At 59.8% G+C, this 7,241-nt stretch carries 6 protein-coding genes and 1 pseudogene; 1 reads left to right on the top strand and 6 read right to left on the bottom strand.

The window, feature by feature from the left end; genetic code table 11:
• The coding region (locus Tfont_RS11250; RefSeq protein WP_143969517.1) for an integrase core domain-containing protein at positions 1-300 on the top strand (300 nt) is incomplete at its 5' end.
• 13 nt (positions 301-313) lie between these two features.
• Here Tfont_RS11250 and Tfont_RS11245 read toward each other — a convergent pair.
• The 6 genes and pseudogenes from Tfont_RS11245 to Tfont_RS11220 all read right to left on the bottom strand — a co-directional run.
• Positions 314-571: pseudogene (locus tag Tfont_RS11245) on the bottom strand (sugar phosphate nucleotidyltransferase); the annotation flags it as partial.
• A 49-nt stretch (positions 572-620) separates the two neighbouring features.
• Complete coding sequence (locus Tfont_RS11240; protein WP_143969516.1) at positions 621-983, bottom strand: NAD-dependent epimerase/dehydratase family protein; 363 nt, start codon at positions 981-983, stop codon at positions 621-623.
• Complete coding sequence (locus Tfont_RS11235; RefSeq protein WP_143969515.1) at positions 980-3,022, bottom strand: tetratricopeptide repeat protein; 2,043 nt, start codon at positions 3,020-3,022, stop codon at positions 980-982. The genes Tfont_RS11240 and Tfont_RS11235 overlap by 4 nt, the downstream gene beginning before the upstream one ends.
• A 13-nt stretch (positions 3,023-3,035) precedes the next feature.
• A complete protein-coding gene (locus tag Tfont_RS11230; protein WP_143969514.1) occupies positions 3,036-4,136 on the bottom strand; it encodes a glycosyltransferase family 4 protein in 1,101 nt (366 codons plus the stop codon).
• Positions 4,137-4,167: 31 nt separating this feature from the next.
• Entirely contained in the window at positions 4,168-4,812 is a 645-nt protein-coding gene (locus Tfont_RS11225; protein WP_143969513.1) for a lytic transglycosylase domain-containing protein, read from the bottom strand.
• A gap of 37 nt (positions 4,813-4,849) precedes the next feature.
• Entirely contained in the window at positions 4,850-7,225 is a 2,376-nt protein-coding gene (locus Tfont_RS11220; protein WP_143969512.1) for a tetratricopeptide repeat protein, read from the bottom strand.
• Positions 7,226-7,241: the final 16 nt, after the last annotated feature.

The following is a 7,241-nucleotide window of genomic DNA, read 5'->3' as shown; positions in this document are numbered from 1 at the left end:
GATCAGCTCTGCGAGGAGCTAGGCATTGAGCATCGCCTGACCCGCCCAAAACACCCGCAGACCAACGGCATGGTTGAACGCTTCAACGGGCGCATCGCCGACATCCTGCGCACCCATCACTTCCATTGCGGCGAAGAACTTGAGGCCACCATCCTGCGGTATGTCTGGCTGTACAATCACCAACTGCCACAGAAAGCCTTGGGGCATGTCAGCCCCATCCAGGCCATGAAACAATGGCAGCGATCACACCCCGAACTGTTCAACAGACGTGTTACCAATCAGCCGGGACACGACACTTAGCGACGACGTGCTTACCCAGACTTACGCGCGCCAGCTCGTCTTTGCTCATGAAATAGTAGTCACGGTTGGTGACGGTGAGCAGTTCGCCTTGGCCGACGCTCAAAGCATCGACGACTGATAACGCGCGGCGGTAGGTTTTCAGTAGCAGGCTTTCGCCATCGGCGAGCTTCATGAAGGGTTTGGGATGCCCTGCGCGCGACACGGGCCACAAGCGGGTACCGGCACCGCCAGAGAGTATGACTGGAATGATCGGGAAATGTTTACTTGTCATATTGAGTCGCCCTGACGTCGCCTATCTGACGAGGCGCGTGCGGCAAGAATCAGCGCTGCGACTCGATCAGGCCGAGCATCTCCTCCAGATCGCGATGCCGCTCCGCGGAGCGGGCCCGTAGTGTAGCTCGGGCTTGCTTGAGGCGGCGCTGTTGGACGGCAAAGTGGATGACACCGATGGCGTAGTGGCTCAGAATGTGGCGCACGCGTGCGGTGTCCAGCACGTCGGCCACTTCCACCACCGGGCGCAGTCCGATGATGCGGCCGATGCGGTCGGCCACATCAGCGCGGCTGTTGGAAAGGTTGTCCAGCAGCACGACCCGGTGACCGGCCTGGGCCAGCACCACGGCGGTGTGGCTGCCGATGTAGCCCAGGCCGCCGGTGAGCAGGATGTTCCCAGAGCGGTTCGTCACGGCGTGTTTTGTTTGTCTTGACTAGGCTGGTCGAGCCGTATTTGCCGCTGAAACGATTGATACATCGGGTTTCGTGGATCACGTGCAATCGCCTGCGCGATATCCTGTGACGCCTGCGCACGGTTACCGAGGCCAACATTCAACTGCGCCCGAACAAAAAACAGCTCAGCAGATGGCTGACGAGCGATCGCATCGGACAAAATCGTCAATGCTTCCTGTGTCTTACCTTGTTTAAAACTCGCAATTGAATAACCGGCAATCGCAGCTGGCAAATTAGGCTGACTGCGAAGCAAATCTGAATAATACTCTTGTGCTCGCACGTACTGCCCCACGCGATTAGCCAAATGCCCAGCCGCCAACAGCGTCGCAGGGCGATAGCGTTCGTGCAAACCACCACTCAACGCACGATCATATGCATCGAACGCTTGGTCAACGCGACCAAGCTGATCATATGAACTACCAATTGAGACCCATAACTCCACACCTTGGTAACCTTCTGATTGAGCCGCCAAAAGCAAAGGGAGCGCCTCTGCAGGACGCCGTAGAGCAACCAACGCTGCGCCCATTTTAGACTTTGCAAGCCCATCCGGCGCTCCCCAGTCATCGGCAAGTTTGGCGTGAACGAGAGCATCAGCAAAACGCCCTTCATTAAGATCCCACGTCGCAAGATTGAGCGGGGGACGCCAGCGACCCAACACATTAGAGGGCGCGTCGCGCTGGATTTTTGAAAGCGCATCGCGCCAAACGGTGGCGTCGCTGCGAAAACTTTGGATACGCTCGTATGACAGGGCACTCCACGCAACAACAACCAACACACCGACCCCAATTATCCATTGAGACCTTTGAAATACAGCCAACAATATGATCGCCACTAACGCAGGCAGAGTGATCGACCACAAATAACTTCTATAGAGCACAAAGGGCTCCTGCAATCGAACATACGCCAGCTCAGTAGAAAACAAGAGTACCGGGAAAACAATCACGATACCAAGTAAAGCCAGACGCCCTTGACGCCCCAACAACGCCCAAACCCCAAAACCAAAAAAGGCTAAGAACGCCAAGACACCTAAAAACTGGGGGAACGCATACCAGACAAGCGGAAATGGAGGCCGAATATCCACGCTCATCCATCCGATCCACGGCAAAACCCACAGCAGCCCATACCGAAAAAACAACCACGCCTGATTTACCAAACTTAACCAATACACGCTTTCGGAAGCCCCAGGCCTCAAGCCTTCCAGCTGCGCCAAAAATGGGCGAACCCTATCCTCTGTAGCCGCCCCCAAAGTCCAACCCTTGGCGCCAATCAAAACGATAGCAGCCGCAAGCGCAATGACGCTCAAGGTCACACCACCCAACCAAAGTTGCCGATTATTTGGACGCACCCAATACACATACAGCGGCAACAATAAAGCAATCCCCGGGGCAGCATGCTCTTTAGAAAGAACCGCCATTCCGTATGCCAAAAGCACAGCAAAAGCTCCGAGCGACTTCTGAAGCTTCGACTTGGCCTCCAATGTCAACAAAAAGGCCAGAAGAGAAACCAATATAAAACCCGTTGCCATCAGCGTGGAGCGCTGCGTCAAATACTGTACAGCGTATACCGCCACGGGGTTGAATGCCCAAAAAAAGACTGCCACCCAGACCGCGAGCCAAATACGATTGGCCGCTTTCCCCGGCCCCTCATGATCCTCCGGCAACCCCTGCTGTTTACCAAAAAATTCTGCACGACCAACCAAAAGCCGCGTCAAAACAAAAAGCAAAATCGCATTGACCCCATGAAGCAAAACATTGAACAACCGTTGCCAATAAAAGTCAGACCCCGCAATTCGACTAACAGCTTGGTAGCTCGCTTCCCAAAGTCCACGGAATTTTAACTCGAAGGACAGCGGTTTTTTCAAAAAGTCTGGGTCGCGAAGAATCCAGGCATCATCAAATATCAGCCCAAAGCCAAATCCTGCGGAGTAAAGCGCAACCAGCGAAATCAATAGACCGGATGCAATAATAAAATTTGCGATCAATTTATTTTGAAATTTCACTTTTCCACCCCACTCACCGCCGCAACCAGCGCGGCACCTTGAAGCGCACGATGGTCAGATACGCCGTCACATAAGCCAGCACGAACAACCCAAACCCCACCATCAGTACCGGCGTCGCATCCCAGAACAGCACTGCCGGCACGACGGTCGTCAGCGCAAACCCCCACAGATAGGGTGAGGTGCGGTTGTTGCGCATGAGCAGTTGACGCGCCGCGTCGTCATGAAACACGCCACGGACGATGCGACGGTAAATCAATTGGTGAAAGTGCAGTGCATCCGCAACGCCAGGCGAGTCGCCGCGGGCGACTTTGCGGTAGACGGAGAACAGCGTTTCCACCACCGGGTAAGCCAGCAGCAGCATCGGGAACCACGGCGACACCGCCGGGTTTCGTTGGACCAGCGCCACGGAAGCCACGGCAAGCACGCATCCCCACAGATAGGCGCCGCCATCGCCGGCAAAGAGCAACCCGCGGGGATAGTTCCAAACCAAAAAACCCGCGGTCGCCCCGGCCAACGACAGCAGCAGTGCCGCCAGCGGCCAGTCGCCCACTTTGAGGGCCACGGCAGTCAACGCGACGGTTATCGCCAACGCCACCGCACCCGCCAACCCGTTGTAGCCATCGATCAGATTGAACGCGTGCGGCAAACCCGCCACGGCCAGCCAGGCAAACGCCACCCCGAACCATGGGGACCATTGCCAATACGCATCGAACCACGCCAATCCGGACCGGTCGATGCTCAGACCCAACCACGCCACGGCCAACGTCGCCGACAGCCCCGTCAACGCCAGGCGTGGCAGGGGCGACAGCCGATGGGTCAAGTCCTCGAACACCCCGCCCAACACCGCCGGCAACACGGTGCCCACGACGGCCAGCCAGACGGTCCACGGGATGATCGAGTGCCCCAAATCCCCCACGACCGGGTGGATTTGACGCGCGGACACCACCACCCACGCAATGCACATGGCCACCCCGCCCAGCCGGGGCACGTCACCCGCGTGAAAACGCTGCGGGACATCCACCGGGTAGCGTCGAGCGTAGCGGTGTCCATCGCGCACGAGCCACCCACCCACCACCGCAGACACGAGGAACGACAGAATCAGTTGGGTGAGCACGCCGAACCCCGGTATGGCACGCCGCGCGCGGTCAGCCGCTGCGCCCGGTCAACGCCCGGTAAAACCGCATCACACGGGCGACGTATTGCTGCGTCTCGGGGTACGGCGGGATGCGGCGACCGTGGCGCAACACCGCCCCCTCGCCCGCATTGTAAGCAGCGACTGCCAACTCCAGCTCACCATCGAACATCTGCAACAAATCCGCCAGGTACCGCGCCCCGACTTGGACATTGACGTCCGGATTTTTGAGCAAGGCGGACGCCTGCTGCGGGCTGGGGGCGGACACGCCATACCGGGCCGCCGTGGCAGGCATCACCTGCATCAAGCCCACCGCCCCTTTGTGCGAGACGGCGTCGGGCCGAAAGCCCGACTCCGCTGCGGCGATGGCCGTGACCAACTCCGGATCCAGCGCGTGCCGCTGCGCTGCGGACTCCAACAGCGGCCGCACGGTGGCGTAGCCGGGCAGTCGCGTGGGGTGCGCGCCGGCTGAGCGCTGGGGTGCGCCCTTGATGCGGTCGTCAAAGCCTAGCCACTCCAGCCGCTTGACGGGTGGCGGTGGCGCGTTGCCGATGTGGGTCACGCCCTGGGCGTCGACGTAAGTCCACACCCCGTTGGCATGGGCACAAGGCGCCGCCACGAGCCCCACGATGAGCCATGCTGCACGCACCCAACCCATGCCACCCCCTTTCGCTCTCTGCGTAATCGGCCAACCTTCAACAGACAGCCGGGGATTGTAGGACAGTCACCTGACCATCCACGCTCACCTCCATGGGCGCGGGCGGCAGTCCAGCGGCGGCCCGTTCGTGCATCGCGCGGTAGGCCGCTTCCAGGTAGCGCGCAAACCGGGCCGGATCGAACGGCGGTGATGTCCGCATCTCCGGACTCAGCAACCGCTGTCGCAAATCCGCCAAGCGGGCTGGGTCGCGCCCGAGCGCGACGGCCCTGGCCTCGTAATCGGTCACGTCGGCGGCGACCAGCTCGCGCAGACCAATCGACGACAACACCCCCGCTGCCATGCGGCTGACGAACGATCCACCCTCGAACGTCAACACGGGCAAGCCGGCCCACACGGCATCCAACGCCGTGGTGTGCGCGTTGTAGGGGTGGGTATCCAGGAACAGATCGGCCAAGCGCATGCGCGCCAGATAGTTGGGCATATCGACCGCACCGGCAAAGTACAGCCGCACCGGGTCGATACCGCGCGCCTGCGCCTCGCGACGCAAGTTGGTTTCCACCTCCGGTGCCTTGGCATACAGCCACAACACGCTGCCGTCCACCTGCCGCAAGATGTTCATCCAGACATCGAACATCTCCGGCGTGAATTTGTACGTGTTGTTAAAGCTGCAAAACACCACGGCGTCCTGCGGCAGCCCCGCCTCGGCACGGGTCCACACCCGGTCGGATACCGTCCGTGGCAACACTGGGACCAGCCACGGCAGCCGAATCGGCTGTTCGGTAAACCATGACTCAGATCCCGTCGGCGTAACAACGGGGCTGCCAAAGATGTAGTCGATGGCCGGAACCGCCGTCGTCCCCGGGTAACCGATATACGTCACCTGCGCCGGTGCGCACCGCAGAGCCAAAGCACCACAGCGGCTGCCTTGCGTGTGCCCGGCCAAGTCCACCATCACATCGATACCCAACTCCCGCGCGTGGGCGACGATGCGGTCATCCGACCATTCGCTCACATCCAAAAATTGATCAAATATCGCCACTGCACGCGCCTGAACAGGATCGTCCGGTGCCGCCACCAACGAAAAGGCATACCACTCAAACTGCGCTCGGTCATGGGCTTCGAATACATCGCCCAGAATCGTCATGATCGGGTGATTGCGAAAGTCCGGTGACAGGTAACCAATCCGCAGCTTGCTGACACACTCCCCCTTTCGCACAAAAGGCAGAGACGCTTTCGACCATTTTCCATTTTGCACGCTCTGCGCCGCCGCCCGTTTCTGCAACAACGGGTCATCATCGATGGACAAAAGCACAAAGGGATTGACCGTCGTACCACTGTCCACCCACGCCCGCCAAGCAGCACGATCACCCCCTTCGCGCCAATCGCACAGATTGCGGTACCACGATGCCATTTGGACTTTTAAGTTATTCGCCGAATAGCCAAAATCGATGGCCCGTCGGCCAGCCTCGATAGCCGCCTGATGGCGTCCCATCAATGCCAACGCCTCTGCTTTTTGCGCCCACAGGCCGGGGTGATCGCCACACACCTGCAACCCTCGGTCACAGGCTTGCAACGCATTATCAAAATACATCGATGCAATCAACCCAACGGCCAAATTCACATAAGCCTCTGGGTAGATCGGACGCAACGCAATCGCATGCTGCAGATGCCCTGCCGCCTCTTTGACGGACTTTTCATCAAATAAGGCTGCTCCCAAATTGAAATGGGCTTCGGGGTAATTGGGATTAATCTCTAGGGCACGCCGATAACAGGCGATGGCTTTCTGGCGGTCGCCTCGCTCGGTCAACTGCATCGCGCCCAGGTTGACCCAAGCCTCGACGTGGGCGGGGTTCGCCTCTGTCGCCCGCTCGAACATCGCCAGCGCACCGCTGCGGTCTCCTCGGGCCAACAACACTTTACCCAGCATGTTGATCGCGCCGGCATGCGTGGGATGCGCGGCCAGCGCAGCGCGCACCTGTTGTTCCGCCTCTGCCAAATTGCCCGAGAGTTGTGCCAAGCCGGCCAGCAAAACCCGTGCGTCCGGGTGATCCGGCTCGATGGTCAGCACGGTCATGGCGACCTGCCGCACCTCATCCCAACGTGCCAAGCGAACCAACACATCGGCCTTGGCCAGCAGCGTCTCGACGTCGCGTGGCTCGATCGCCAAAGCACGGTCGTGACAGGCCAACGCATCCTCCGGTCGCTGCAGCGATTCGGCCAGGCGTCCCAGTTCTCGATAGGGACGGGGGTCTGGCGGGCAGTCGCGCACCGCCCGTACCAGGGTGGCGTGAGCAGACTTGACGTCCCCACGCGATCGGTGCGCTTGGGCTTCGGCCAACAATGCCTCCAACGAGGGTTTGGCCGGCGCGACTGTCGGAATATGCCATTGAACAATCCGAGGGATCGGGTTCATGCGCGTCCTTCACATC

Origin of the sequence: Tepidimonas fonticaldi (genome assembly GCF_007556755.1) — a bacterium.
Lineage (GTDB): Bacteria > Pseudomonadota > Gammaproteobacteria > Burkholderiales > Burkholderiaceae_C > Tepidimonas > Tepidimonas fonticaldi.
This window is presented reverse-complemented; position numbering and strand designations above follow the sequence as displayed.

Bases quoted from the DNA above. Each gene is read 5' to 3' on its own strand.
- Tfont_RS11220 (WP_143969512.1), bottom strand. From the start codon at position 7,225: ATGAACCCGATCCCTCGGATTGTTCAATGGCATATTCCGACAGTCGCG.
- Tfont_RS11225 (WP_143969513.1), bottom strand. From the start codon at position 4,812: ATGGGTTGGGTGCGTGCAGCATGGCTCATCGTGGGGCTCGTGGCGGCG.